Consider the following 23,147-nt stretch of genomic DNA (forward strand, 5'->3'; position numbering starts at 1 on the left):
AACCTTCGGTACCCTTGCTCCTCAGCGGACCCCGCGACCAGGGATAGGCTCGCGCTCGTGATCGTATTCTGGAGCGTCCTCGCCCCAACCCTGCGAGATGTCGTGGTCGGACTGCTGACGACATTCCTCGGAATTCTCCTCGTTTATGCCGTGGCGAAGCCTCGGATCGAAGCGGACGACAAGGTCCGAGAGACGAGGAACTCGAGGCGAACCCCGACATTCCACTTGCGTATCCGGCCCCGGTCTCACCTTTTCCGTGTCCACGAGATACGGGTTCATGCGCACATTGCCGTGCGTGGGCCACTTCGTAGCATCAGCGTTCCAGTCCCCCTCTCTCGTGACGTCTGGCGCAATGTCAGGCATACCAGGGGTGGGAGTGCATCCCGCGTCTCCTTCTCGACGAGGTCGACTGGCGCCGGCACCTCCCTTCGCGCCGGCGTCCACGCAATCACCTCGACCTACGCGACGTCCTCCGAGAGTTCGACGCGAAGCTGTATGTCACCGTGATCGCGGAGGCTGCCGTATTCTCGGTGAAGACTGTGAGCTTAAAACAATACGGATCCAAGGATCTTGAGCCCCGCCAGCGTTCACGACCTAGCGGCAGCTGACGTACGCGACCGCGCCCTAGGTTTGCCCTCGAATAAGCCTCCCAGCTGGAGGTAATCGCTCCGTGGCGAGTTCACCATCTGATGCGATCACAGAGCTAGACCCGGCCACAATGGCGCGACCGGCCGCAGCCCGAGGTGCATCCGAGTCGATATGGCGTCACCGTCATCACAACGACACTCTTAGAGTTTCTTAGAGTTTTTTGGCGACCCTGTGGGCAAATTGTGGGCAAATAGTGAATAGCGACTGTTATCCACTACCCAGATTGTGTCGCTGACCAGCACTTTTTCCGCACTCAAAAAGTGCCCCTGGAGGGACTCGAACCCCCAACCGTTTCCTTAGGACGGAACTGCTCTTCCATTGAGCTACAGAGGCTGGCCCGTCGAGTCTACCGGCCCCTCACTCCCGCTGCGCCACGACCACCCCCAGCGGCCGCGCGCCAGCATCCCCCGCGACGCCGTCGCGACCACCGAGAAGCCCGCCGACACCAACTCCCGCCCGAACGCCTCGAGTGGCCACCGCCACGCCGGCGCAACGGCATGAGAGAACTCCCCCACCTCACCCCACGTGAACAACCCCACCAGCAGCCCGCCGCCCGGCCGCAGCACCCGCGCGAACTCCCGCAGCGGGCGCTGCACCGCATCCGGCGCGTAGTGGATGAGCGAGTACCAGGCGAGCACTCCCCCGACGCTCCCCGGCGCATCCTCCAGCTGCTCCAGGCTCCCGAGCGAGAACGGCACTTCGAGATACGTCGCGCGAGCGAACGACACGAACGACGGCACCTGATCCACACCTCGCACGTCCAGCCCGCGTCGGCGCAGGAAGTCCGTCCACTGGCCGGGTCCGCATCCCGCGTCGACCACCGGCCCTGAGAGGCCGTCCGCCCACGACGACACGACCCTCAGGTCCCGCCCATCCGCCGACGACATCAAACCGAACAGCTCGATGTACTCCGCCGCGCGCCGGTCGTAGGCGTCGCGCACCAGCGACACGGAGGTCAGCCCGCCAGCTGCAGCTCGTGCCGCCTCCACGGCTCGGTGAACTCGTCCCAGTTGGGGTCGTTCCAGCGCATGCTGATCAGCGACGCCATGTTGAGGTGCGGTTCCTTCAGCTCGAAGGGGAGCTTCCAGCCGAGCTCGGCGAGCAGCCGATCGCTCTTGACGTTGTTGCAGCGGAAGCAGGCGATGACGACGTTGTCCCAGGTGTGCGTGCCGCCGCGGGCGCGCGGGATGACGTGGTCGAGCGTGTCGCCGAACTTGCCGCAGTAGGCACAGACGTGGCCGTAGCGCTCCAACGCACTCTTGCGGGTCAGCGGGATGCGGCGGTGCGGCACGCGGATGTACTGGTTCAGGAGGACGACGCTCGGCGCATCCAGGACCAGGGAGCGGCTGTGCAACTGCGACCCGCTCCCCGCGATGGTGGACGCTTTGCCGGCGAGGACGAGCATCACGGCCCGCCGCGTCGAGATCACGCCGAGCGGCTCGTAGCTGGCGTTCAGAACCAGAGTCTTCATCTGCGACCTTCCGGGAAAAGGTGAGAACTGGGAAAACGGCAAACAAAAAGGGCACTGTCCGTGCGGACAGCGCCCAGGGTGGCGACAGCATGGTGGCGGCACGCCACATGGTGGCGGCGGCAGGCCTCGACGTGGTGGCGGCATGCGAGAAAATCGAGGCCGCACTCATCCCACCCGGTCGCCCTCAGCGACCCGGCGGAATGACTTCCGGCCATCGGATCCTCCGAATCTGCGGCTGCGGCGAGGCAGCTCAGAACGCAAGGGTAACCCAGAAATGGCGCGCCACCTATTCGTGGCGCGCCATCCCGGTGCTGTGATGCGAAGTGTTTACCGAACGGATGCCGGTCAGATGCCCAGACGGACGATGTAGTAGTCGCTCGTCCAGATCGGGCGGATGGAGATGGAGCGGCCGACGTCGGGCGCATCCATGATGTTGCCGTTGCCGGCGTAGAAGCCGTCGTGGCCGTTCATGATGACGACGTCGCCGGGCTGGGCGTCGGCGATCGAGATGCGCTTGCCCATGGCGGCCTGGCCGGACACGGAGTGCGGCAGGTTGATGCCGAACTGGGCGTACACGTACATGACGTAGCCGGAGCAGTCGAAGCCCGCAGGGCTGGCGCCGCCGTAGACGTACGGGGTGCCGATGTACTGCTGCGCGACCGAGAACACCTGCGAGAGGCTGAAGTTCGGGTACGGCGGGTTGGCCAGGAAGTCGGAGACCGAGGGGCCGCTGGCGGAGGTGCTGGCGTAGGTGGCGAGCTGCACGGCGGCCTGACGGCGGGCGGCCTCGGCGGCTGCGGCGGCGGCAGCGGCTGCCGCCCGCGCATCCAGCTCCTGCTGGGTCGTCGCGGAGGCGGCCTCGCGGTTGACCGCGGCGGAGGCGACGCCGCCGACCTCGACGGTCTGCGACTGGGCCTTCTTCATGGAGTCCGCGGCGCTCGGGCCGAAGGCGGCGTTCTCGGCGCCGTTCGGGTTGAACGCGAAGGCGGGGAGCGACATGGTGGCGATGAGGCCGGTCGCGACGGTGATGACACCGGCGTTCAGGATCCAACCGCCCTTGCGCTTCTTCTTCGGCTGCTCGGCGGTGGCCGTCGTCGCGCGGGCCGGCGACCCTGCCGGGCGGGACGACGCGACGCTCGCACGCGTCACGCGGGGCGCGCGACGGGAGACGTCGGAAGAAAGGCTCTGGTTCGGGTTCGTGCGGTCCTGGTCGGGACCGGGCGTGCTCGACTGTGCCAAAGTGTGACCTCCAGCGCTCCGGCAGCACTAGGGAGCTGCCCCCGTCCAAAGCTGGGTGGCTTCGGCTTCACGGATCGTGAGACGGGTAATAGGGGGTGGAGCGTCACGATCCGGGGTCCTGTGGGCCGGCTTCTGGCCCGTTCGGACTCGTAAGAGACTACGGGACAGGATCACGTTTGTCACATGTTCAGCACGACTTTTTAACGAATCGGTAACGGACTCAGGCGTCGACGAAGATGTGGGCGGCGAGTTCGTTGGGCAGTTCGAGGCCGGAGTCGAAGCCGTCGATCTGCACGGCGACGTAGGAGCCCGCCCGAGAGAAAGTGCCGGTGGAGCCGGGAAAAACGCCGGCCTGCTTGAGCTGGAGGAGAAGCTCGGGATCGATCTGCGCGGGCTCGCCGAGGCGGCGGATCTTCGCCGAGACGCCCGAATCGCTGCTGCGGACGACGTCGACGAGGTTCACCAGGTTCTCAGTGGATACGGAGGACTCGACCGCTCCGAGCTCGCTCAGACCGGGGATCGGGTTGCCGTACGGCGACTCCGTCGGGTGCCCGAGCATGGTCAGCAGCTTGCGCTCGACCTGCTCGCTCATGACGTGCTCCCAGCGGCACGCCTCCTCGTGCACGTACTCCCACTCGAGTTCGATCACGTCGCTCAGCAGGCGCTCGGCGAGGCGGTGCTTGCGCATGACGTGCACGGCCTTGCGGCGGCCGTCGTCGGTGAGCTCGAGGTGGCGGTCGCCGGAGACGACCACGAGTCCGTCGCGCTCCATGCGGCCGACGGTCTGCGAGACGGTCGGGCCGGAGTGGCCGAGACGCTCCGAGATGCGCGCACGCAGGGGGACGATGTTGTCCTCCTCCAGCTCCAGGATGGTGCGAAGGTACATCTCGGTCGTGTCGATCAGATCGGTCATGGGCCCCTCCATGTGACGGCGCGCGAATGCCGGATATCAGCCTACTTGCTGCGGGTGACAGGGGCAGGCACGCGCGGGCGGCGGCCGCGCAACACGCCGTCCCACCCCTGCAACAGCCAATACACTTCAGTTATGCCGGACGTCACGATCCCTTCTGAGTTGCTGCCCGCCGACGGTCGATTCGGATGCGGACCCTCCAAGGTCCGCCCGGAGCAGGTCGCCTATCTCGCCGGTCCCGGCGCGGAGCTGCTCGGCACCTCCCACCGCCAGGCCCCGGTGAAGAACCTGGTCGGCCGCGTGCGCGAGGGCATCGGCGAGCTGTTCCGCCTGCCGGAGGGCTACGAGGTCGTCATCGGCAACGGCGGCTCGACGGCGTTCTGGGATGCCGCTGCGTTCGGCCTGATCGAGAAGCGCAGCGAGAACCTGGTCTTCGGCGAGTTCGGCGGCAAGTTCGCGAAGGCGGCGAAGACGCCGTGGCTCGACGCCCCGCACGTCATCGAGGCTCCGGGCGGGTCGCGCAGCGAGGTCGAGGTCGAGGAGGGCGTGGATGTGTACGCCTGGCCGCACAACGAGACTTCGACCGGCGTGATGGCGCCGGTCCGCCGCGTCCACGGCGACGAGGGCGCGCTGACGGTGATCGACGCGACGAGCGCGGCGGGCGGGGTCGACCTCGACGTCAGCCAGTCCGACGTCTACTACTTCGCGCCGCAGAAGAACTTCGCGTCGGACGGCGGGCTCTGGCTGGCCCTCTTCTCCCCCGCCGCCCTGGAGCGCGTCGAGCGCATCGCATCCAGCGGCCGCTACATCCCCGAGTTCCTGAGCCTCAAGAACGCGATCGACAACTCGCGCCTCAACCAGACGCTCAACACCCCCGCGATCGCGACGCTCGTGCTGCTGGAGAACCAGGTCGAGTGGATGAACGGCAACGGCGGTCTCGCCTGGGCCGACGCGCGCACCCGCGAGTCGTCGGGCGCGCTGTACTCGTGGGCGGAGGGCGTGGACTACGCGACGCCGTTCGTCACGAACCCGGACCACCGCTCGCAGGTGGTCGTCACGATCGACTTCGACGATTCGATCGACGCGGCGGCGGTCGCCAAGGCGCTGCGCGCGAACGGCATCGTCGACACGGAGCCGTACCGCAAGCTCGGCCGCAACCAGCTGCGCGTCGCCACGTTCACGGCGATCGAGCCGGCGGATGTGCGGGCCCTGATCGGCTGCATCGAGTACGTGGTCGAGCGACTGGCCTGACCCCGGATGCGCCTCTGGCTCCGCGACGACGAGCGTCGGCCCGACCCGGTCCCCGTGAAGACGGATGACCGGCGGGCCGTGCTCGTCGGGCTAGGGCTGTGGGTGGTCGCCCTCGTCGTGCTGCTCGTCGTCGGCGTCGGAGCCGGCGGCACCTGGATGTGGACGGTCGTCGTCGGACTCGTCCTCGGCGTCCTCGGGCTCGTCTACCTGACGGTCTTCCGCCGGCGGCGCTGAGTCGTCGTCGCCTTCGTCGTCGGCGGCGTCTTGGTCGTCGTCAGCGGCGTCTTCGTCGTCGGCGTCTTCGTCGTCGTCGTCTTCGTCGTCGGCGAGCGCGGCGGCCTCCTCGGCCTCCAGGTCGAGGTCGGGGTCGACATCCGTCTCCTCGTCGAAGTCGACGTCGACGCTGTCGATGTCCACCCCGTCGAGGTCGTCGTCGCCGTGGAGGTCGTGCACGTCGCGGTCGTCCTCCGCGTCGTCGTCCTCGTCCTCGTCGCCGTCTTCGTCGTCGAGGTCGATCTCGTCCTCGTCGAGGGCGATCTCGTCCTCGTCGAGGTCGTCGGCGTCGTCCTCCGCCTCATCGTCGCCGGACTCCGCACCCTGCGCGGCCAGCGCCTCCTGGGCGGCCTGGTATTCCGCGAGACGCTCCGACCACGGCACCCAGTCGGGCGCGAGCAGCGCGCCGTCGCCGGGCATGAGCTCAGCCTCGAGCACGGTCGGCTCCTCGCCGTCGGCGGCGCGGCCGACGGCGACCGTCCACCGCCAGCCCGGGTAGCCGGGCATGCGGGCGGCGAACAGCAGGGAGAGCGCGGTGCGGCTCTCGACGATGTGCCCGATGGGCTCGCCGATGGTCGACTCGGGCGTGATCTCTTTCAGCGCGGAGAGTGCGAGCGGCACGGCGGCGAGGAGTTCCTCATCCGCCACCAGCTCGTCCTCGGGAGCGGCCTCGGCCGTCGCCTCAGCCTCGGACGCAGCCTCCACCTCGGGCGCCGCCGCCGTCTCGACCGCGTCGCCCGTCGCTCCCTCGTCGCCGTACTCAGGCATCCAGGTCGTCCGCGACCTTGCGCAGCACGGCCGCGATCTTCGCGCCGTGCGCCTTGTCGGGGTACTTGCCGCGGCGCAGGTTCGCGCCGATGCCGTCGAGCAGCTTCACGAGGTCCTCCACGATGATCGCCATGTCGTCGGCCGACTTGCGCTTCATCTTCACCAGGCTCGGCGGTGCCTCCAGCACCCGCACCGAGAGGGCCTGAGCCCCGCGCTTGCCGTCGGCGATGCCGAACTCGAGACGCGACCCCGCCTTCACGACGGCACCGGCGGGAAGGGCCGAGGCGTGCAGGAAGACCTCTTGGCCGTCATCGGAGCTGATGAAGCCGAAGCCTTTCTCCTCGTCGTAGAACTTGACCTTGCCGGTAGGCATGGGAACCTCACTTCACATGGGGGATCGGATGACCAGCCTCAATTATCCTTGATTTCGTGACCCAGCAGACCCCGCCGCCGGCATCGCGGCTCCAGCGCATCCTCGCGTACATCATCGCCGCGCTCGTCATCGTCTCGCTGCTCTGCATCGTGGCGATCCTCATCGGCACCGCAGCGGGGCAGTTCGCGCAGCAGGGATCGGGTCAGGGCCTCTGGCCGACGGTGTTCCTCTTCCCCTACGCGGCGCTGCCGATCGCCTTCGTGCTGATCATCGTGCTCCTCATCGTCAGCGCGCGCCGCAACCGCGCGGCGAACCGCGCGAACGCCGCGGCCAACCCCCGAAGGGCCGGCGGTAGGCCGAGCGGCCGGCGGTCCGGCGCGATGACGACCACCCTGGCTCTCGCAGCGCGGCTGCGAGGGCTGGACGACGCGGTCCTCGCCGAGACGCTGCACGGGCGCACGTACCGGCGCACGGGCATCGCGGACTTCTTCGACCTGGCGGATGCGCTGCTCGACCCGGACTCGCTGCAGCGGGCCCTCGCGCCGCTGGACCGCATCCACTTGTCTGCTCTCGTCGTGCTGGGGCGCGCCGCCACTCCGCTGACGGTGGATGAGGTGCGCGCGCTGCTCGCGGCCGAGCCCGCCACCGCGCACGCCGGGCGGGATGCGGTGGTTGCCGCCCTCGACGAGGCGTCGCGACTGCTGCTCGCGCATCCCGCCGAGGACGCCTCCTTCGGGATCTACGACGCGGTCGTCGCGCAGCTGGAGGCGTGGCCGACGCAGGAACTGCCGTCCGCCGACGAACTGCTCGGCACCCCTCCGCCGCCGGCCCTCGCGCCGGTCCCCGACACCGAGCGGCGGTTCACCGACCGGCTGGCCGCCGAGCGGGCGTTCGAGGCGGTGACGGCGGTCTCCGAGCTGCTCGCCGAGCTCGGGCGCGAGGGCGCCCGGCGGCTGCAGAAGGGCGGCATCGCGCTGCCCGCGGTGAAGCGGCTGGCCGAGGCGCTGTCGGTCGAGGCGGACGTCGTGCCGGTCGCGGTCTCCGCCGCCGAGCGGGCGGGACTCGTAGCAGTGGACGGCGGGATGTGGCTGCCGACGGACGACGCCGCCGCCTGGTCGCACTCCCCCACACCCGGCCGCTGGCGCGCGCTGGCCGCGGCCTGGCTCGCGGCGCTGCCGGGCGACATCCGCACGCTGCTCGCCCTGCGCAGCCGCGCCGCCTGGGGCGACAGCCTGCGTGAGCACGTCGCCTGGCTGCATCCGGCGGCCGTCGAGGAGGCGCAGCGGCGGGTGGATGCGCACACGCGGCTGGCGGAGTGGCTGGGCGTCACCGCGCACCAGGCGCCCAGCTCGGCCGGGGCCGCACTGGTCGAGGACGGACCGGATGCGGCGACGGCGCTCATGGCGGCGCAGTTCCCGGCCGAGGTCGACCGCGTCTACCTGCAGCACGACCTGACGATCGTCTCGCCCGGGCCGCTCGCGCCCGAGATCGAGTCGCGGCTGCGCGGCATCGCGCAGCTGGAGTCGCGGGCGCTCGCATCCACATTCCGCATCTCGGCGACCTCGGTCGACCGCGCGCTGACGGCGGGCGAGACGGCGGACGGGATCCGGCGGTTCCTGAGCACGATCTCGCTGACCGGGCTGCCGCAGCCGGTCGACTACCTGATCCAGGATGCGGCCGAGCGACACGGGCGCGTGCGGGTGCACGAGGTGTCCGGCGACGGGATCCGGGCGGCGGTGCGGTCTGAGGATGCGACGCTGCTGCGCAGCATCCAGGTCGACCAGGCGCTCGGCTCCCTGCGGCTGACGGCGCGCGGCGACGGGGAGCTGGTGAGCCGGTTCGGGCGGGATGTCGTGTTCTGGGCGCTCAGCGACGCGCGGTATCCCGTCGTCGCCGAGGACGAGCACGGGAACGAGGTGACCCTGCGGCGGCAGCGGGTCGCGCATCCACACCCCGAGGCGGAGCAGGACCGCGACACCGAGCTCGTGCAGCGGCTGCGGGAGGTCGAGGCGGAGGCGGGCGACGACACGGGCGAGCGCTGGCTGGCGCGGCAGCTCGACCTCGCGGTGCGCGCGCGGCAGCCGATCGTGATCGAGGTCGCGATGCCCGACGGACGGGTCGTGGACTACCTGCTCGAGCCCACCGGCGTCGGAGGTGGGCGGCTGCGCGGGCGGGACCGGGCGGCGGACATCGAGCGGACGCTGCCGCTGTCGAGCGTGCGCGGGGTGCGGCCGGCGCCGGAGGGCTGAGCGCGCCATCCCACCTCCCTAGCCATCAGTTCCTGAGTTGTTCGGGTTCGGCGCGGCGTGTCACGCGAAGAACTCAGGAAGAGATGGGCGGTTCATGGCATGCATGCTTTATCGCGCGCTCGCACTCTGTCCTGGCCCGAGCGTCGTCCCTAGGGTGAAAGCGAGTCCACGATCAGGCGAGGCAGGACAACCGGATGCACAGCTACGTTCTCGAGATCCCCGGCTACACGGAGCGCAGCACGTGGGGGTACGACGAGCTCACCGAGCGGCTCTCGGCGACGATCGTCGGTGACGGGCCGGATGCGCCGGTGCCCGTCGAGATCGAGGCGGTGACGATCGACCAGTTGCTCAGTGGCATCGATGCGGCGACGGGAGGCCGGCGCGGGCTGGCGCGCATGGTGCTGGCGCTCTCCCGCACGGGCGTGGGCGGTCAGCCCCGGGTCTGGCTCGCCTCCCGGCTGCGGCTGGTGACCGACCGCAGCATCGTGGCCCTGGCCGCGCACTCGGACGTGCCCTGGGTCGCGGCCGAGGCACGCGGCCACCCGTTGTTCGAGCGGTGTCATTCTCCGACGGACTGTCCCGCGTGCGCGTCGCCCTAGGGCTCGCATCCTGAAGGCGGTGCACATCCGCAGGGCGTAGGCTGGCTCGTTATGTCGGATGGCCCCCTGATCGTCCAGAGCGATCGCACCGTGCTCCTCGAGGTCGCGCACCCGGATGCGGAGGACGCGCGCCATGACCTCGCCGTCTTCGCCGAGCTGGAGCGGGCGCCGGAGCACATCCACACCTACCGGATCACCCGGCTGGGGCTGTGGAACGCGCGCGCAGCCGGGCACACCGCCGAGGACATGCTGGGGACGCTGGAGCGCTACTCGAAGTTCCCCATCCCGCAGACCGTCTCGGTGGACGTCTCGGAGACCGTCGCACGCTACGGCCGGCTGGTGATCGAGCGCGACGACGAGGGGACGCTGCTGCTGCGCTCCGAGGATCTCGCCGTCCTGACGGAGGTCGCCGGCGCCAAGCGGATCGCGCCGCTGCTGCTGGAGCGCCGCGACGACCTGACCTTCGTCGTGGAGGCGTGGGCGCGCGGGCAGCTGAAGCAGGAGCTCGTGAAGCTCGGCTGGCCGGCGGAGGACCTCGCGGGCTACACGCCCGGCACCCCGCACGAGATCGGGCTCAAGGAGGACGGCTGGGCGCTGCGCGACTACCAGCGCAAGGCGGTCAGCAACTTCTTCGACGGCGGATCCGGCGTCGTCGTCCTCCCCTGCGGCGCGGGCAAGACGCTCGTCGGCGCGGGGGCGATGGCGACCGCGAAGACGACCACGCTCATCCTGGTGACCAACACCGTGTCGGCCCGGCAGTGGCGCGACGAGCTGCTGAAGCGCACCTCGCTGACGGCCGAGGAGATCGGCGAGTACTCGGGCCAGGTGAAGGAGGTCAAGCCGGTCACCATCGCGACGTACCAGATCCTCACCGCCAAGCGGAAGGGCGAGTACGCGCACCTGGCACTGCTCGACGCGCTCGACTGGGGACTCGTCGTCTACGACGAGGTGCACCTCCTGCCCGCGCCGGTGTTCAAGCTGACCGCCGAGCTGCAGGCCCGGCGCCGGCTCGGCCTGACGGCGACCCTCGTGCGCGAGGACGGGCGTGAGGGCGACGTCTTCAGCCTGATCGGTCCCAAGCGGTTCGACGCGCCGTGGAAGGAGATCGAGGCGCAGGGCTTCATCTCCCCCGCCGCCTGCTACGAGGTGCGCGTCGACCTGCCCGCCTCCGACCGGCTCAGCTACGCGGCCGCGCCGGACGACGAGCGGTACCGGCTCGCAGCGACGGCCCCGGCGAAGCTCGACATCGTGCGGCAGCTGGTCGCGCGGCACGAGGGAGAGCGCATCCTCGTCATCGGGCAGTACCTCGACCAGATCGACGAGCTGGCGCAGGCGCTCCACGCCCCGCAGCTGACCGGCGCCACCCCGGTGGATGAGCGGGAGCGGCTGTTCCAGGAGTTCCGCGACGGGCGCACCAAGGTGCTCGTGGTCAGCAAGGTCGCGAACTTCTCGGTGGACCTGCCGGAGGCGACGGTCGCCATCCAGGTCTCCGGATCGTACGGCAGCCGGCAGGAGGAGGCGCAGCGTCTCGGACGGCTGCTGCGGCCCAAGGAGTCGGGGCTGTCGGCGAACTTCTACACGCTGGTCGCGCGCGACACCGTGGACCAGGACTTCGCGCAGAACCGCCAGCGGTTCCTGGCGGAGCAGGGGTACTCGTACACGATCCTGGACGCGCACGCGCTCGAGGCGGCGTAGGGGCAGCGTCCGCTCGGCGCTTGGGCGCTTCGGATCGTCGGAGTTTCGGCCGTCGATCGAGCCGAATCTCCTGCCGGACTGCCAATCGAAGGAGTTTCGGCACCCGATCTCCTTCGTGCAGCCAGTCGCGTCGTGAGTCGAGCGTGCCGGTGCCCACACGATTCGTCACGAATCCTCGCGGCACGGGGATCGGGAGCGCGCGATTTGTGCCAAATCGCGGGAATGGCGGCCGCATAACCGAGATTTGTCACAAATCGTGGGCCTGCGGGAGCCGCGGGAACGCATCCCAGCCCCAGGCGTCAGCGCAGGATGCGCGCCAGCGTCGCGCGCGACTCCGCGTCGGCGGGGCGGTCGCGCACCACGATCGCGGCCTTCCACAGCGCCCAGCCGCGCGCCCGTGCCCACGTCGCGTCGTCGAGGCCGACCACCGCCACGAACGCATCGCGCGCCTCGCCCTCGAACATCGTCCACGCCGGCACCAGGTCGCACGCGGGGTCGCCGACCCCGGAGGTCCCGAAGTCGATCACCGCGGAGAGCGCGCCCGCCGCATCCACCAGCAGGTTGCCGGGCGCGACGTCGCCGTGGAACCACACCGGAGGCCCCTCCCACCGGGATGCGGTCGCCTCCGTCCACAGGTCGCGCGCCCGGCCGGCGGTGTCCCCGAGCAGCGAGAACGCCGCCAGCGCCTCCTCCTCGTACACCGCCGGCGGCGCCCCGCGGTAGAAGTTGTGCGTCCCCGGCCCAGGCGCACCGTCGGTCGGCGCCGCCCGCAGCGCGACGAGGAACCGTCCGATCGCCGACGCGAGGGCCGCATCCCGCGAGACGTCGCCGGCGAGCACCACGGGCGTCCCCGGCAGCCAGCGGTACACCGACCACGGGAACGGGTAGCCGTCCCCTGGCGTCCCGACGGCGACCGGCGACGGGATGCTCACCGGCAGCAGCGGAGCCAGCCGCGGCAGCCACTCCTGCTCCTTCGCGACCTGCTCGACGTACCCCTCGGCGCTCGGCAGCCGGACGCTCAGCGCATCCCCGAGGCGGAACGTCCGGTTGTCCCAGCCGTCGTGCTCCACCGGCCGGATCGGCAGCCCACGCCACTGCGGGAACTGCGCGTCGACCAGCCGGCGCACGACAGCGGCGGAGATGTGCGGGCGGACCTCAGCCGCGCACATACCGCAGCAGCAGCGTGTCGTCACCCGCCAGCGTGTGCGCGAGCCGGAGCCCGAGGGGGACGATCGGGGCGGCGCCGGTCGCGATGCGCGACGACGTGCCGCCTTCCAGTCGCGGGCTGACCGTCAGACACAGCTCGTCGACCGCCCGCGCCGCGATGAGGTCGGCGAACAGGTGCGGCCCGCCCTCGCAGTGGATGCGCGTCAGCCCCCGCTCGTGCAGCACGGCGAGCCCGCGCTCGGCCTGCACCCGCTCCCGTCCGCAGACCACCACATCCGCCACCTCGGAGAGCGCGTCACGCGCCTCCGGTCGCGACAGCTCCGTGGTCAGAACGATCGGCCGCTCCGGCGCATCCTGGAAGATCGAGCTGCGCGGGTCGAGGTCGAGCCCGGCCGACACGATGGCGAACACGGGATGCGCGGTCATGCCGGCCCCGCTGCGCGCCTGCGCCGAGTCGGGCGCGACGCGCATCGCGCCGTAGCCCTCCGCGCGCACGGTGCCCGCGCCGACGAGCACCACGTCGCACAGCCGGCGCAGCAGCTCGAAGACGCGGCCGTCCACGTCGTTCGAGAGCCCGCCCGAGAGTCCCTGGTGGGTCGCCGCTCCGTCGACGCTCGTGACGAAGTTGACGCGCAGCCACGGGTCCCCCGCATCCTGCAGGTAGAGCGCGGTGATCTCGTCGTCGGTCAGCGCCGTCTGCGACGGAAGCGGGGACAGCCGGTGGATGGCCGGGATGGCCGGGATGGCCGGGGCGTCGGCGTCAGTCATTCACGTCTCCCATGTTGTGCTTGAGGTAGGCGGGCTCGCGCAGGCCGAGCACCGCCTCCGTCATCCGGATCGCGGCGACCGAGGCGCGCACGTCGTGCATCCGCACGATACGCGCCCCGTTCATGACGCTGATCACGGCCGCGGCCAGCGAGCCCTCCAGCCGCTCCGAGCGCGGGGCGTCGAGCGTCTCGCCGATGAAGTCCTTGTTCGAGACGGCCGCGAGCGTCGGGTAGCCGAGGTCGGCGATCTCGGCGAGGCGGCGGGTGAGCTCCAGCGAGTGCAGCGTGTTCTTGTTGAGGTCGTGGCCCGGGTCGATGATGATGCACTCCTCGGGCACGCCCGCGGCGAGCGCCCGGTCCACCCGGTCGAGCAGGAACGCCGACACGTCGGCGACCACGTCGTCGTAGTGCGGACGCGGATACGGCCGGCGCGGCTCCGCGAGGCTGTGCGTGATGACGAGCGTGGCGTCGCTGTCCGCGACGACGGGCGCCAGCGCCGGGTCGCTGAGCCCGGTCGTGTCGTTGATGACGGTAGCCCCGGCGGCGATGGCGTGCCGAGCGACCGTCGAGTGGAACGTGTCCACCGAGATGACCACATCCGACCCCGCCCGCAGCGCCTCGACGACCGGGACGACGCGCTCCACCTCCTCCTCGACAGGCACGGGCTCGCCCGGCGCGAAGGGCGCTCCGCCGATGTCGACCCAGTCGGCGCCGAGGGCGACCGCCTCGAAGCAGGCGTCCACCGCACGGTCGAAGGCGTACGTGCGGCCCTGATCGAAGAAGGAGTCCGGGGTGCGGTTGACGACCGCCATCACGGCGACCTGCCGCGAGAAGTCGAACGTGCGGGCGCCGATGCGGCGGACGGGGATTCGCAGCGGCGGCAGGTACGGCTCCCGCCCCGCGCCGTCAGAGCGCGGCAAGGTCGATGCTCTCGTCGGCGAGGCGGTCCGCATCCATCCGCTCCCCCGATCGGATGAGGCGCTGGATGTCGTCCTGCACGTCCCACACGTTGACGTTCATGCCGGCGACGACCCGGTCGTTCCGCAGCCAGAACGCGATGAACTCGCGCGCCTCCACGTCGCCGCGGTAGACGACGCGACTGGCGGGAATGAGGGCGCGTAGCCCGAGTACTCCATGCCGAGATCGTATTGGTCGGAGTAGAAGTACGGGATGTCGTCGTACGACGCGCGCTCGCCGAGGATGGCGTGCGCGGCGACCTTCCCGCTCGCGATGGCGTTCGCCCAGTGCTCGCTGCGCAGGTGCCGTCCGATCGCGGGAAGGAACGGGTTGGCGACGTCGCCGACCGCGTAGACGTCGTCGATGCTGGTCCGCATCCCCTTGTCGGTGAGCACGCCGTCCGCGATCCGTGCGCCCGAGCGCTCGGCGACCGCAGTGTTCGGCACCGCGCCGACGCCCGCGATCACCACATCCGCCGGGATGCGCTCCCCGCTCGCGAGCACGACCGCCTGCTCCTCGCCGCCGTCGACGCCCACGACGTCGGCGCCATTGCGGAAGACGACGCCGTTCTCGCGGTGCAGCCGCTCGAACACGCCGCCGAGTTCGCGCCCGATCGCACCGCTGAGCGGCACGGCGGAGTGGCCGATGACGGTCACATCATTGCCGTAGCCGCGGGCCGCGGCGGCCACCTCGAGGCCGATCCAGCCGGAGCCGATCAGCACCACCCTCCGCCCGCCGACCTCGATCGCGGCGCGCAGCCAGGCCGCATCCTCCCGCGTGCGCAGCAAGAACACGGCACCGTGCCCGCTCCCCGGCACGCCCAGCGGACGCGCGTGCGCGCCGGTCGCGATGACCAGGCTGTCGTAGGTGATGCGTCCGCCCTCGGAGACGAACAGCTCGTGCGCGCCGACCTCGAACGACCCGGCTTCGACGCCGGGTACGAACTCGACGTCGTTGTCGGCGTACCAGGCGGCGGGATGCACGTCGGCGTCCTCGACGGAGCCCTCGCCCTTCAGGAACTCCTTCGACAACGGCGGACGGATGTACGGACGGTGCTCCTCCTGCCCGAGCAGCAGGATGCGCCCTCCGAAGCTGCGCTCGCGCAGCTCGGTCGCGACACTGGCTCCGGCGAGGCCTGCGCCGGCGATGACGACGGTGGGATTCGACATGACTTCAGCATCCACTGTTCACACGGGGAGCGCCAGAGCGCCGCACTCAGCGCACACCGACGGCTCACAGGTAAGAATCAGCTGACGCGCAGATACTGTCTTCATGAACGCAGGACCCCGCATTCTCATCGTCGACGACGAGCCGAACATCCGCGATCTCCTCACCACCAGCCTCCGTTTCGCCGGGTTCGCCGTCCGCGCGGTCGGCAACGGGGCGCAGGCGATCTCCGCGGTCCTCGAAGAGGAGCCCGACCTGATCATCCTCGACGTCATGCTGCCCGACATGAACGGGTTCGGCGTCACCAAGCGGCTGCGCGGCGCCGGCTACACCGCGCCCATCCTGTTCCTCACGGCGAAGGACGACACGGAGGACAAGATCACTGGCCTCACGGTCGGCGGCGACGACTACGTCACCAAGCCGTTCAGCCTCGACGAGATCGTCGCCCGCATCAAGGCCATCCTGCGCCGCACGATGCAGGCCGACGAGGATGCGGTCATCCGCGCCGGCGAGCTGACGATGGACCAGGACACGCACGAGGTCTTCGTGGGCGACACCCCCATCGAGCTCTCGCCGACCGAGTTCAAGCTGCTGCGCTACCTGATGCTCAACCCCAATCGCGTGCTGTCGAAGGCCCAGATCCTCGACCACGTCTGGGAGTACGACTTCAACGGCGACGCGGGCATCGTCGAGTCGTACATCTCGTACCTGCGCCGCAAGGTGGATGCGCACTCCAGCGAGCCGCTCATCCAGACCAAGCGCGGGTTCGGCTACATGCTCAAGGCCGCCAAGGCCTGAGGTGCTGACTGCCGGGCATGGCCGATGCGGACGATGCACACATGCCCGGCACAGCATCCGCTGCATAGACTGACGGCCTGATGCACTCACGCCTGCTCGACCGCTGGAACGCGATCTCCCTGCGCACGAAGATCACGGGCGTGACCGTGCTCATGCTGACGCTCGGGCTGCTGGTGACCGGAATCGGCACGATGTCGATGCTGAAGCCGGTGCTGCTCGACCAGCTGGATGCGCAGCTCTCGGCCGCGTCGGGGGCCTCGTACCTGAACACGTACCTCTTCAAGTCGACGGCCGACGCCGACCAGATCGCGACCGACGCCAGCCCGTCGGACTACTTCGCCGCGTTGTACGACTCCGACGGCCGGCTGGTGAAGACCAACTGGACCAACATCCCCGAGGCGCACCGGCCGGCGATCCCCGCGAAGCTGACGGTCGCCGAGGGCAAGGCGATGCCGGCGGGCGGGTACACCATCCCGAGCAACGACGGGCGCACGTCGTACCGCGCACTCACGCAGACCGTCACCTTCGCGGGGCCGGACGGCGAGCTCGGCACGGCGATCGTCGCGACCGGAACCTCGCAGATCGACACCGTGATGGCGAGCTTCCTCGCGATCTTCCTCGGCTTCGGCGTCATCGTCATCATCGTCGGCGCGGGCCTCACGCGGATGCTCGTCACCACGACGTTCGCGCCGCTCCGCGAAGTGGAGCAGACCGCTGCCGCCATCGCCGACGGCGACTTCAGCCAGCGCCTCGGCGGCGCGACGCCGAACACCGAGGTCGGGCGGCTCAACCGATCCCTCAACACCATGCTGAACCGCATCGACCGGGCGTTCAGCGACCGCGCGCGCACCATCGACCAGATGCGCCGGTTCGTCGGCGACGCCTCCCACGAGCTCCGCACGCCGCTCGTCTCGGTGCGCGGCTACGCGGAGCTGTACCGGATGGGCGCACTGCAGACCCCCGAGGACGTCGCCCAGGCGATGGACCGCATCGAGAAGGAGGCGATCCGGATGGGCATCCTGGTGGAGGACCTCCTCGAGCTCGCCCGCCTCGACGAGACCAAGCCGCTCGACCTGCACCGCGTCGACCTGGTGAAGATCGCGCAGGACGCGGCGATGGATGCGATGGCCGGCTCCCCGGATCGCGTCGTCACGGTGCTCACACCCGAACCGGTCGAGACCGAACCGGACGACGAGCTGGAGCCGGGCGTCGACACGGTGCCGATGACGGTGCCCGACACGGGCGCACGGCCGACGAACGCCACGGGACCGATCGCCTTCGCCGGGTCGGCCCTCGCCCGGCTGCGCCGAGGTCGGGGCCGGCGCCCCACGACGGAGCTGCCGCAGATCACGACCGCGGAGAAGGTGGTGCTGACGCAGCCCGCCTCGACGGAGCCGGCGATCGTCATGGCGGAGGAGAACAAGCTGCGCCAGGTCATCACTAACCTGATGGGGAACGCGCTGCGGTACACCCCCGCGGGCAGCCCGATCGAGATCGCGGTGCGGATCGACCACCGCACCGAGCGGGCGACCATCGAGGTTCGGGACCACGGCGAGGGCATCCCGCCGCAGATCCGCGAGAAGATCTTCCAGCGCTTCTGGCGAGCGGACACGTCGCGGGCGCGCGAGACAGGCGGCAGCGGGCTGGGTCTCGCGATCGTGTCGTCGATCGTGGCCGCGCACAACGGGACGGTCGACGTCGTCGACACGGAGGGCGGCGGCGCCACGTTCCGCGTCACGCTGCCCCTGGCGGCCTCCCCCGCCGCGCCGCGCCCGCTGGCGCCCTAGGCGGGGCGCCGCTCGCCCCCGCTCCGGCTCCGGCTCCGGCTCCGGCTCCGGACACCGTCTCGCGCTGCGCCCGTCGCCCCTCGCACTCCTCGCCCAGTTGCGACATCTGCTCACCATTCGCGCGAGATTCGCGCATCCACTCACCACTCGACGGCCCGGCCCGCGAGCCGACCGCCGGAGGAGCCACCCGCGCTCGCCCAGTCGCGACATCTGCTCACCACTCGGACCGAATTCGCGCATCAACTCACCACTCGACAGGCGGGCCTGCGAGCCGACCGCCGGAGGAGCCACCCGCGCTCGCCCAGTCGCGACATCTACTCACCACTCGGGCGAGATTCGCACATCCACTCACCACTCGACGGAGCGGCCCGCGAGCGCCCCGACGGAGAAGCCACCCGCACTCGCCCAGTCGCGACATCTAGTCACCACTCGGGCGAGATTCGCGCATCCACTCACCACTCGACGGCCCGGCCCGCGAGCCGACCACCGGAGGAGCCACCCGCGCTCGTCCAGTCGCGACATCTACTCACCACTCGGACCGAATTCGCGCATCAACTCACCACTCGGCGGCCCGGCCGGCGAGCGCCCGACCGAGGGGCCGCCCGCACTCGACGAGTAGCGACATCTAGTCACTACTCGGGCGAGATTCGCGAATCCACTCACCACTCGGCGCGGCGGGCGCAGGAGCGCGGCGGGGCGGCGGCGCAGGCCGGGGACGCGAAGAGGGCGCCTCCCCGTGGGGAGACGCCCTCTGTGCGTTGCGACGGGACTTAGAAGTCCATGCCCGCGCCCGGGTCGCCGACCGGCGCCGGGTTCTTCTCGGGCTTGTCGGCGACGACGGCCTCGGTGGTGAGGAACAGGCCCGCGATGGACGCGGCGTTCTGCAGCGCCGAGCGGGTCACCTTCACCGGGTCGTTGATGCCGGAGGCCAGCATGTCGACGTACTCGCCGGTCGCGGCGTTGAGGCCGTGGCCGACCGGGAGGTTGCGAACCTTCTCGACCACGACGCCGGCCTCGAGGCCCGCGTTGATGGCGATCTGCTTCAGCGGAGCCTCGATGGCGACCTTGACGATGTTGGCGCCCGTGGCCTCGTCACCGGTCAGCTGCAGCTTCTCGAAGGCGGTCTTGCCGGCCTGGATGAGGGCGACGCCACCACCGGCGACGATTCCCTCCTCGACGGCGGCCTTCGCGTTGCGGACGGCGTCCTCGATGCGGTGCTTGCGCTCCTTGAGCTCCACCTCGGTGGCCGCACCCGCCTTGATGACGGCGACGCCGCCGGCGAGCTTGGCGAGGCGCTCCTGCAGCTTCTCGCGGTCGTAGTCGCTGTCGGTGTTCTCGATCTCGTTGCGGATCTGCTGCACGCGGCCGGCGATGGCCTCCGGGTCGCCGGAGCCCTCGACGATGGTGGTCTCGTCCTTGGTGATGACGACCTTGCGGGCCTGGCCGAGCAGGTCGAGGGTGACGTTCTCGAGCTTGAGGCCGACCTCCTCGGAGATGACCTGGCCGCCGGTGAGGATCGCGATGTCCTGCAGCATGGCCTTGCGGCGGTCGCCGAAGCCCGGGGCCTTGACGGCGACGGACTTGAAGATGCCGCGGATCTTGTTGACGATCAGCGTGGCCAGGGCCTCGCCGTCGACGTCCTCCGCGATGATGAGGAGCTGCTTACCGGCCTGGATCACCTTGTCGACCACCGGCAGGAGGTCCTTGATGTTGGAGATCTTCTGGTTGGCGATGAGGATGTACGGGTCCTCGAACACCGCCTCCTGGCGGTCCTGGTCGGTGACGAAGTACTGCGACAGGAAGCCCTTGTCGAAGCGCATGCCCTCGGTCAGCTCGAGCTCGGTGCCGAAGGTGTTCGACTCCTCGACGGTGACGACGCCCTCCTTGCCGACCTTGTCGATCGCCTCGGCGATGATCTCGCCGATGGTGGTGTCGCCGGCGGAGATGGACGCGGTGGCCGCGATCTCCTCCTTGGTCTCGACCTCCTTGGCGGACGAGACGAGCTCCTCGGTGACCGCCGCGACGGCCTTCTCGATGCCGCGCTTCAGGGTGATGGGGTCGGCGCCGGCCGCGACGTTGCGCAGGCCCTCCTTGACCAGGGCCTGGGCCAGGACGGTCGCCGTGGTGGTTCCGTCACCCGCGACGTCGTCGGTCTTCTTCGCGACCTCCTTGACGAGCTCCGCGCCGATCTTCTCGTACGGGTCGTCGAGCTCGATCTCCTTCGCGATGGAGACGCCGTCGTTCGTGATGGTCGGGGCGCCCCACTTCTTCTCGAGGACGACGTTGCGACCGCGCGGGCCCAGCGTCACCTTGACCGTGTCGGCCAGGGTGTTCAGGCCGCGCTCGAGGCCGCGGCGGGCGTCCTCGTTGAAAGCAATGATCTTTGCCATGTGTTTCTCGTCCCTCCCGGACGTCTGCGAAAGAATCCGTCTTTTAGCACTCGATCAGATGGAGTGCTAAAGCGATTCTGGCACTCGGCGTGGTGGAGTGCAAGACGCGCGGTGGAGCGAGGGGCAGGACCGACACGACGAAGCGCCGCCCCTCACGGGACGGCGCTCCGTACCTCTTGCTGCGAATCAGGCCAGTCGCACCGATTCGGCCTGCGGGCCCTTTTGCCCGGAGCCGACCTCGAACACGACCTGCTGGCCCTCTTCGAGAACCTTGTATCCCGCCATGTCAATCGCGGAGTAATGAACGAAAACGTCCTGTCCCCCACCATCCACGGTGATGAAGCCGTAGCCCTTCTCAGCGTTGAACCACTTCACGGTCCCGTTCGCCATTCATTACTCCCATTGCTGTGTGCCTCGCACGGTCCATCGCCGCACGTTGACTCCAGATCATAATGCGTGCAATACGGGGCGGCGCCAGCGATTTCGCGAATCGGTTCCCAAATGATTGCAAACTTAAACACGGGCGTAACACAGAGGAGAACGCGCGCGAGCGCCTCAGTCGAGCGTCGTCAGGAACCGCTGCGGATCGAGCGAGGTGCGGTGCCCCTCCTTGCCGTCGGCGGGGATGCCGCCGACGTACAGCCAGCCCAGCAGCCGCTCGTTCTTCGCGAGCCCGTGCATCCGGTGCACCGCCTTCGACCGGGTGTGATGGCCGCTGCGCCACATCACGCCCCAGCCGGCATCGTGGAGCAGCAGGCTCAGGATGTGCGCGACGCCCGAGGCAACCGCGTCCTGCTCCCAGCCCGGGACCTTCTCGTTCTTCGTGCGCACCGAGACGATCGCAATAAGAAGGGACGAGCGGAGCGGCTTGGCCGCGAGCTTCTGCGCGTCCTCGCCGGAGGCCTTCGCATCCTTCACGAACGCGTCGCCGAGCCGCCGCCGGGCGTCGCCGCGCAGCTCGATGAGCCGCCAGGGACGCAGCGCGCTGTGGTCGGCCACGCGGCCGGCCGCCGCCACCAGGGGCAGCAGCTCCTCGTGCGTCGGGGCGTCCGCGGTCACCCGCGAGTGGGAGCGGCGCGCGTTCACCCGGGCGACGAGGTCCGCGCCGCCCGCCGCATCTACAGCCAATCAGGCCTCCGGCGTGAAGTTCAGCGAGATCGAGTTCATGCAGTAGCGGTCCCCGGTCGGGGTGCCGAAGCCGTCGGGGAACACGTGACCGAGGTGCGAACCGCAGTTGGCGCAGCGGACCTCGGTGCGCACCATGCCGAGGCTGTCGTCCTCGAGCAGCTGGACCGCCTCCGGACGCACCGACTCGTAGAAGCTCGGCCAGCCGCATCCCGAGTCGAACTTGGTGCCCGACTGGAACAGTTCGGCGCCGCACGCGGCACAGGTGTAGAGCCCGGCGCGGCCCTCATCGAGCAGCTCGCCGGTCCACGGACGCTCGGTGCCGGCCTGACGGAGCACCGCGTACTGCTCGGGGCTGAGCTCCCGGCGCCACTCGTCGTCGCTCTTGGAAACCGTGTAGCCGCTGTTCGCCGTGTCGTTCTGTGCCATGGCACTCCCTTTCTTCTCCTCCAGGGTAAACGGCCCTCCTGGGCCCCCTGTTCCCGAATGGACGCTGCTGCGGCCGATGGGCGACGTGCCGCGGCGAAACGGGGAACACCCAGGACCCGCGCCCTAGGATGACGAACGAGCGCGGGGCGACCGGTACGCCGGCCACCGCCCGGCATCCGTGACGAGGGAAGGCGGTGCGCGTGGCCCGGTCAGCCGATGAACGGCCCGCCGCCGACCGCGAGCCTTCGCACGCGGATGCGCTGAGCGATCGGGATGCTGCGATCCTCGCGTTCGAACGCCAGTGGTGGCGGCACGCCGGGGCCAAGGAGCAGGCCATCCGCGAGGAGTTCGGTCTCTCGGCGGCTCGGTACTATCAGTTGCTCGGTGCGCTGATCGACCGTCCGGCCGCGCTGCGCCACGACCCCATGCTCGTCAAGAGGCTGCTGCGGCTGCGCGAGGCGAGGTTGGCCGCACGACACGCTCGGACCCTCCCGTCCGGCGACTGACCCCAAGGACCGCTCACCCGATGGCAGAGAAATTCCCCCGCGACCGCTTCGACGAGACCCCGGACGACCTCGCGCGCGTTGGCGCGCACCGGGCTCCCCGATCCCGTGGCCGCGGCTGGATCGCCGTGGGATGGGCGGCTCTCGCGACCGTGCTCCTCGTCGGCATCGGGATCTTCGCGCTGTCGCTGGTGAACGGCAGCATCTCGTTCCACGGCCCGACCTCGTCCGCGACCCGCAGCACCGGCTCGCCGACCCCGACGGCCTCCCCGACACCGACCATCGTGCCGACGGTCAACCCGGCGCTCAAGGTGAACGTGCTGAACGGCACGTCGACGGAGGGACTGGCCGGCACGGTCGGCCAGAAGCTGACCGCTGCCGGATGGACGGTCGGCGCGCTCGCGAACGCCGACAAGACGGACCTGGCGCAGACGATCATCTACTACAGCGACCCGGCCAACCAGGCCGCGGCGCTGGGTGTCGCGCAGTCGCTGCCGGGGGCGACCATCCAGCAGAGCACCGCGTTCTCGGACACCGGCGCCGACATCACCGTCGTCGTCGGGGCGAACTACCAGGGCTGA

23 protein-coding genes, 1 tRNA gene and 1 pseudogene are annotated in these 23,147 nt (G+C 70.0%); 9 read left to right on the forward strand and 16 right to left on the reverse strand.

The annotated features are described in order from the left end of the window. Positions 1–909 precede the first annotated feature (909 nt). The 5 genes from ACQ86M_RS09905 to ACQ86M_RS09925 form a co-directional block, all read right to left on the reverse strand. A tRNA-Arg gene (locus tag ACQ86M_RS09905) sits at positions 910–981 on the reverse strand. Next, positions 972–1,637, reverse strand: a complete 666-nt coding sequence (locus ACQ86M_RS09910) for a class I SAM-dependent methyltransferase (protein ID WP_431245326.1) — start codon at positions 1,635–1,637, stop codon at positions 972–974. Before ACQ86M_RS09910 ends, ACQ86M_RS09905 begins: the two co-directional genes overlap by 10 nt. Beyond that, positions 1,604–2,119 carry an HNH endonuclease gene (locus ACQ86M_RS09915; protein ID WP_431218549.1) on the reverse strand — a complete coding sequence of 172 codons (516 nt, stop codon included), beginning with the start codon at positions 2,117–2,119 and terminating at the stop codon, positions 1,604–1,606. Before ACQ86M_RS09915 ends, ACQ86M_RS09910 begins: the two co-directional genes overlap by 34 nt. A gap of 345 nt (positions 2,120–2,464) precedes the next feature. Further along, positions 2,465–3,268 carry a C40 family peptidase gene (locus ACQ86M_RS09920; protein ID WP_431245327.1) on the reverse strand — a complete coding sequence of 268 codons (804 nt, stop codon included), beginning with the start codon at positions 3,266–3,268 and terminating at the stop codon, positions 2,465–2,467. Between the two features lie 310 nt (positions 3,269–3,578). Next, entirely contained in the window at positions 3,579–4,271 is a 693-nt protein-coding gene (locus ACQ86M_RS09925; RefSeq protein WP_431245328.1) for a metal-dependent transcriptional regulator, read from the reverse strand. Between the two features lie 132 nt (positions 4,272–4,403). Between ACQ86M_RS09925 and serC the strand changes: the two genes are divergently transcribed. Together serC and ACQ86M_RS09935 are read left to right on the forward strand one after the other, a co-directional pair. After that, positions 4,404–5,519 (forward strand): phosphoserine transaminase, encoded by a 1,116-nt coding sequence (gene serC / locus ACQ86M_RS09930; protein ID WP_431245329.1) that lies wholly within the window; start codon positions 4,404–4,406, stop codon positions 5,517–5,519. 6 nt (positions 5,520–5,525) lie between these two features. Beyond that, positions 5,526–5,684 (forward strand): annotated as a pseudogene (locus ACQ86M_RS09935) (DUF2530 domain-containing protein); the annotation flags it as partial. Here the strand turns inward: ACQ86M_RS09935 and ACQ86M_RS09940 are convergent. Together ACQ86M_RS09940 and ACQ86M_RS09945 are read right to left on the reverse strand one after the other, a co-directional pair. After that, a complete protein-coding gene (locus tag ACQ86M_RS09940; protein ID WP_431245330.1) occupies positions 5,610–6,560 on the reverse strand; it encodes a DUF3027 domain-containing protein in 951 nt (316 codons plus the stop codon). The pseudogene ACQ86M_RS09935 and the gene ACQ86M_RS09940 sit on opposite strands and share 75 nt — an antisense overlap. Then, positions 6,553–6,933, reverse strand: a complete 381-nt coding sequence (locus tag ACQ86M_RS09945) for a cold-shock protein (RefSeq protein ID WP_431218554.1) — start codon at positions 6,931–6,933, stop codon at positions 6,553–6,555. Before ACQ86M_RS09945 ends, ACQ86M_RS09940 begins: the two co-directional genes overlap by 8 nt. A gap of 56 nt (positions 6,934–6,989) precedes the next feature. On the opposite strand from ACQ86M_RS09945, the gene ACQ86M_RS09950 reads away from it, so the two are divergent. The 3 genes from ACQ86M_RS09950 to ACQ86M_RS09960 all read left to right on the forward strand — a co-directional run bounded on the left by ACQ86M_RS09950 (position 6,990) and on the right by ACQ86M_RS09960 (position 11,476). Next, positions 6,990–9,182 carry a helicase-associated domain-containing protein gene (locus ACQ86M_RS09950; protein ID WP_431245331.1) on the forward strand — a complete coding sequence of 731 codons (2,193 nt, stop codon included), beginning with the start codon at positions 6,990–6,992 and terminating at the stop codon, positions 9,180–9,182. Positions 9,183–9,376: 194 nt separating this feature from the next. Then, entirely contained in the window at positions 9,377–9,781 is a 405-nt protein-coding gene (locus ACQ86M_RS09955; protein WP_431245332.1) for a hypothetical protein, read from the forward strand. A gap of 51 nt (positions 9,782–9,832) precedes the next feature. Next, positions 9,833–11,476 carry a DNA repair helicase XPB gene (locus ACQ86M_RS09960; RefSeq protein ID WP_431245333.1) on the forward strand — a complete coding sequence of 548 codons (1,644 nt, stop codon included), beginning with the start codon at positions 9,833–9,835 and terminating at the stop codon, positions 11,474–11,476. 299 nt (positions 11,477–11,775) lie between these two features. Here ACQ86M_RS09960 and ACQ86M_RS09965 read toward each other — a convergent pair whose 3' ends face one another. Genes ACQ86M_RS09965 through ACQ86M_RS09985 form a run of 5 tightly spaced genes read right to left on the reverse strand, consistent with a single transcriptional unit; the run spans position 11,776 to position 15,536 of the window. Beyond that, entirely contained in the window at positions 11,776–12,645 is an 870-nt protein-coding gene (locus tag ACQ86M_RS09965) for an aminoglycoside phosphotransferase family protein (protein ID WP_431245334.1), read from the reverse strand. After that, positions 12,632–13,411 (reverse strand): pyrimidine reductase family protein, encoded by a 780-nt coding sequence (locus tag ACQ86M_RS09970; RefSeq protein WP_431245335.1) that lies wholly within the window; start codon positions 13,409–13,411, stop codon positions 12,632–12,634. Before ACQ86M_RS09970 ends, ACQ86M_RS09965 begins: the two co-directional genes overlap by 14 nt. Continuing rightward, entirely contained in the window at positions 13,404–14,363 is a 960-nt protein-coding gene (gene folP / locus ACQ86M_RS09975; RefSeq protein ID WP_431245336.1) for a dihydropteroate synthase, read from the reverse strand. Before folP ends, ACQ86M_RS09970 begins: the two co-directional genes overlap by 8 nt. Then, positions 14,317–14,487: an oxidoreductase C-terminal domain-containing protein gene (locus ACQ86M_RS09980; protein ID WP_431245337.1), complete on the reverse strand. Its 171-nt coding sequence runs from the start codon at positions 14,485–14,487 to the stop codon at positions 14,317–14,319. The genes folP and ACQ86M_RS09980 overlap by 47 nt, the downstream gene beginning before the upstream one ends. Then, positions 14,427–15,536, reverse strand: coding sequence for an NAD(P)/FAD-dependent oxidoreductase (locus ACQ86M_RS09985; RefSeq protein WP_431245338.1), 1,110 nt, complete (start codon positions 15,534–15,536; stop codon positions 14,427–14,429). Before ACQ86M_RS09985 ends, ACQ86M_RS09980 begins: the two co-directional genes overlap by 61 nt. 103 nt (positions 15,537–15,639) lie before the next feature. On the opposite strand from ACQ86M_RS09985, the gene ACQ86M_RS09990 reads away from it, so the two are divergent. Together ACQ86M_RS09990 and ACQ86M_RS09995 are read left to right on the forward strand one after the other, a co-directional pair. Continuing rightward, complete coding sequence (locus tag ACQ86M_RS09990; protein ID WP_018191755.1) at positions 15,640–16,332, forward strand: response regulator transcription factor; 693 nt, start codon at positions 15,640–15,642, stop codon at positions 16,330–16,332. An 80-nt stretch (positions 16,333–16,412) separates the two neighbouring features. Continuing rightward, positions 16,413–18,119, forward strand: a complete 1,707-nt coding sequence (locus ACQ86M_RS09995; protein WP_431245339.1) for an ATP-binding protein — start codon at positions 16,413–16,415, stop codon at positions 18,117–18,119. Positions 18,120–18,889: 770 nt separating this feature from the next. Here ACQ86M_RS09995 and groL read toward each other — a convergent pair. The 4 genes from groL to msrB form a co-directional block, all read right to left on the reverse strand. Continuing rightward, positions 18,890–20,509, reverse strand: a complete 1,620-nt coding sequence (gene groL, locus ACQ86M_RS10000) for a chaperonin GroEL (protein WP_431218563.1) — start codon at positions 20,507–20,509, stop codon at positions 18,890–18,892. A 186-nt stretch (positions 20,510–20,695) separates the two neighbouring features. Further along, positions 20,696–20,899, reverse strand: a complete 204-nt coding sequence (locus ACQ86M_RS10005; RefSeq protein WP_431245340.1) for a cold-shock protein — start codon at positions 20,897–20,899, stop codon at positions 20,696–20,698. Positions 20,900–21,064: 165 nt separating this feature from the next. Next, positions 21,065–21,637, reverse strand: coding sequence for a nitroreductase family protein (locus tag ACQ86M_RS10010; protein ID WP_431245341.1), 573 nt, complete (start codon positions 21,635–21,637; stop codon positions 21,065–21,067). Beyond that, positions 21,638–22,063 carry a peptide-methionine (R)-S-oxide reductase MsrB gene (msrB, locus tag ACQ86M_RS10015; RefSeq protein ID WP_431218565.1) on the reverse strand — a complete coding sequence of 142 codons (426 nt, stop codon included), beginning with the start codon at positions 22,061–22,063 and terminating at the stop codon, positions 21,638–21,640. A gap of 194 nt (positions 22,064–22,257) precedes the next feature. On the opposite strand from msrB, the gene ACQ86M_RS10020 reads away from it, so the two are divergent. Both ACQ86M_RS10020 and ACQ86M_RS10025 read left to right on the forward strand, forming a co-directional pair. Then, entirely contained in the window at positions 22,258–22,569 is a 312-nt protein-coding gene (locus ACQ86M_RS10020) for a DUF3263 domain-containing protein (RefSeq protein WP_431245342.1), read from the forward strand. A gap of 20 nt (positions 22,570–22,589) precedes the next feature. Next, complete coding sequence (locus ACQ86M_RS10025) at positions 22,590–23,147, forward strand: LytR C-terminal domain-containing protein (protein WP_431218567.1); 558 nt, start codon at positions 22,590–22,592, stop codon at positions 23,145–23,147.

The organism is Leifsonia xyli subsp. cynodontis (assembly GCF_050632205.1).
GTDB lineage: Bacteria > Actinomycetota > Actinomycetes > Actinomycetales > Microbacteriaceae > Leifsonia > Leifsonia xyli_D.

Bases quoted from the DNA above. Each gene is read 5' to 3' on its own strand.
- ACQ86M_RS09915 (WP_431218549.1), bottom strand. From the start codon at position 2,119: ATGAAGACTCTGGTTCTGAACGCCAGCTACGAGCCGCTCGGCGTGATC.
- ACQ86M_RS09925 (WP_431245328.1), bottom strand. From the start codon at position 4,271: ATGACCGATCTGATCGACACGACCGAGATGTACCTTCGCACCATCCTG.
- serC (WP_431245329.1), top strand. From the start codon at position 4,404: ATGCCGGACGTCACGATCCCTTCTGAGTTGCTGCCCGCCGACGGTCGA.
- ACQ86M_RS09940 (WP_431245330.1), bottom strand. From the start codon at position 6,560: ATGCCTGAGTACGGCGACGAGGGAGCGACGGGCGACGCGGTCGAGACG.
- ACQ86M_RS09945 (WP_431218554.1), bottom strand. From the start codon at position 6,933: ATGCCTACCGGCAAGGTCAAGTTCTACGACGAGGAGAAAGGCTTCGGC.
- ACQ86M_RS09955 (WP_431245332.1), top strand. From the start codon at position 9,377: ATGCACAGCTACGTTCTCGAGATCCCCGGCTACACGGAGCGCAGCACG.
- ACQ86M_RS09960 (WP_431245333.1), top strand. From the start codon at position 9,833: ATGTCGGATGGCCCCCTGATCGTCCAGAGCGATCGCACCGTGCTCCTC.
- ACQ86M_RS09965 (WP_431245334.1), bottom strand. From the start codon at position 12,645: ATGTGCGCGGCTGAGGTCCGCCCGCACATCTCCGCCGCTGTCGTGCGC.
- ACQ86M_RS09970 (WP_431245335.1), bottom strand. From the start codon at position 13,411: ATGACTGACGCCGACGCCCCGGCCATCCCGGCCATCCCGGCCATCCAC.
- folP (WP_431245336.1), bottom strand. From the start codon at position 14,363: ATGCGGACCGCCTCGCCGACGAGAGCATCGACCTTGCCGCGCTCTGAC.
- ACQ86M_RS09985 (WP_431245338.1), bottom strand. From the start codon at position 15,536: ATGTCGAATCCCACCGTCGTCATCGCCGGCGCAGGCCTCGCCGGAGCC.
- ACQ86M_RS09990 (WP_018191755.1), top strand. From the start codon at position 15,640: ATGAACGCAGGACCCCGCATTCTCATCGTCGACGACGAGCCGAACATC.
- ACQ86M_RS09995 (WP_431245339.1), top strand. From the start codon at position 16,413: ATGCACTCACGCCTGCTCGACCGCTGGAACGCGATCTCCCTGCGCACG.
- groL (WP_431218563.1), bottom strand. From the start codon at position 20,509: ATGGCAAAGATCATTGCTTTCAACGAGGACGCCCGCCGCGGCCTCGAG.
- ACQ86M_RS10005 (WP_431245340.1), bottom strand. From the start codon at position 20,899: ATGGCGAACGGGACCGTGAAGTGGTTCAACGCTGAGAAGGGCTACGGC.
- msrB (WP_431218565.1), bottom strand. From the start codon at position 22,063: ATGGCACAGAACGACACGGCGAACAGCGGCTACACGGTTTCCAAGAGC.
- ACQ86M_RS10025 (WP_431218567.1), top strand. From the start codon at position 22,590: ATGGCAGAGAAATTCCCCCGCGACCGCTTCGACGAGACCCCGGACGAC.